Here is a 2080-nt window from a genome sequence, read left to right on the forward strand (position 1 = left end):
TTGGCACCTGCCTCAATCATAATTACTTTCTCACGAGTAGAAGCGACTGTCAGTGCAAGATCGGATACGGATTTCTGCTCATTGGATGGGTTAATAATAAACTCACCATTAATCATGCCAACCTGTGTCATGGCACACGGGCCATCAAATGGAATATCAGAAATACATGTTGCAATGGCAGAACCAAGCATTGCTGTCAGCTCAGGGCTGCATGTCTGATCTACACACAAAACAAGATTGTTCAGTGTCACATCATTTCTATAATCCTTAGGGAAGAGCGGACGCATCGGTCTGTCGATAACTCTCGCTGTAAGAACCGCATTCTCGCTTGCCTTACCTTCACGCTTGTTGAAACCGCCCGGAATCTTGCCTACCGAGTACATCTTCTCTTCAAATTCAACACTTAACGGGAAGAAATCAATACCATCTCTCGGTTTCTCTGAAGCTGTTGCTGTTGATAACACACATGTGTCACCATAATACATAAGGGCAGCGCCATTTGCCTGAGCAGCAACATGTCCTACTTCTACACGAAGTGTTCTGCCGGCAAGTTCCATGGAAAAACTTTTGTATTCTTTTGCCATTTTCAATCTCCTTTTATAAATTATAAATTTCTCAGGAGCCTTCCGAAACTACTGAATAATCAACCAATGCCTCGCTCTGATTAACTTTTCAGTGGTCTCGGACAGTAACAATTCTGGAATTTCCAGATGCTCCTGATAGTTCGTGCAACGCAAACAGGGCTGCCGCATAATACCTTTACCGACAGCCCCATGATAGATAATAATTATCTTCTTAAACCTAACTTCTCAACGATAGCTCTGTATCTCTCGATATCTGTCTTCTTCAGGTAATCAAGTAAGCCACGTCTCTGACCAACCATCTTAAGCATACCACGTCTTGAATGATGGTCTTTCTTGTGTGTCTTCAGATGCTCTGTAAGGTCAGCGATTCTTGCTGATAAAAGTGCGATCTGAACTTCTGGTGAACCTGTATCTTCAGGTGTCTTACCGTATTTAGCTACGATTTCTTTTTTCTGTTCTGCTGTAATCATTAATAAATCCTCCTAAATCTTAATAAATGCCTTATGCCAGGATCCGGTTGGAGATTCCTTGATCTGGGCACAGGTTAAAACTCATACTTAGTCATTGTAGCATAGTATTATCAAGTTGTAAACAACTTTTTGTATTGAATTTGTACTGTTTTTCTTGCAATCCCCCTGAAAACACGATAAGATATAAACCAGTGAAAACTTTGTCTGCAAAGCAGACCCGAATGCCACGCCGGGACTCGCAATTGAGTCCTGAATAGTATAATAAAGGAAAGGATGAATTAACCGATGAAACTCTGGGGCGGACGCTTTACCAAAGAAGAAAACCAGCTTGTACATAACTTTAATGCTTCGATCACTTTCGATCAGAAGTTCTATCATCAGGATATTCAGGGCAGTATCGCCCATGTCACAATGCTTGCCAAACAGGCAATCATCACAGATGCTGAACGTGATACCATTATCTCAGCACTGAAAGAAATCTGCAGCGATATCGAATCCGGCAAATTACAGATTACAGAGGAATATGAAGATATCCACAGCTTCGTGGAATCTGTCCTGATTGAACGCACCGGTGATACCGGCAAGAAGCTCCATACAGGACGCAGCCGTAATGACCAGGTAGCCCTTGATATGAAACTCTACACCCGCGATGAAGTTCTGGCAACAGACGAACTGGTCAAGGAACTGATGACCACACTGCTTGATCTGATGAAAGAACACATCGATACTTATATGCCGGGCTTTACACATCTGCAGAAAGCACAGCCGGTTACACTGGCTCACCACATCGGTGCTTACTTCGAAATGTTCAAGCGTGACCGTTCAAGACTCCATGACATTCATGAGCGTATGAACTACTGCCCGTTGGGTGCAGGTGCGCTGGCAGGCACAACTTATCCCCTGGATCGTGAATATACAGCCAGCCTTCTCGGTTTCACAGGCCCAACCCTCAACAGTATGGATTCTGTATCCGACAGAGACTACCTCATCGAATACCTCAGTGCCCTGTCCACGATCATGATGCAT

Annotated in this window: 2 protein-coding genes and 1 pseudogene; 1 reads left to right on the forward strand and 2 read right to left on the reverse strand. The window is 43.7% G+C overall.

The genetic code is table 11. The annotated features are described in order from the left end of the window. A pseudogene (locus tag WMO25_RS17445) lies at positions 1–584 on the reverse strand (polyribonucleotide nucleotidyltransferase); the annotation flags it as partial. A 203-nt stretch (positions 585–787) separates the two neighbouring features. Continuing rightward, a complete protein-coding gene (gene rpsO / locus WMO25_RS17450; protein WP_015515477.1) occupies positions 788–1054 on the reverse strand; it encodes a 30S ribosomal protein S15 in 267 nt (88 codons plus the stop codon). Between the two features lie 285 nt (positions 1055–1339). Between rpsO and argH the strand changes: the two genes are divergently transcribed. Continuing rightward, positions 1340–2080, forward strand: a 741-nt coding sequence (gene argH, locus WMO25_RS17455) for an argininosuccinate lyase (RefSeq protein WP_349086460.1), incomplete at its 3' end; no start/stop codon positions are given.

Source organism: Coprococcus intestinihominis (assembly GCF_040096555.1).
GTDB classification, from domain to species: domain Bacteria; phylum Bacillota; class Clostridia; order Lachnospirales; family Lachnospiraceae; genus Coprococcus_A; species Coprococcus_A intestinihominis.

Coding starts and splice junctions, on each gene's coding strand:
- rpsO (WP_015515477.1), bottom strand. CDS start 1,054: ATGATTACAGCAGAACAGAAAAAAGAAATCGTAGCTAAATACGGTAAG.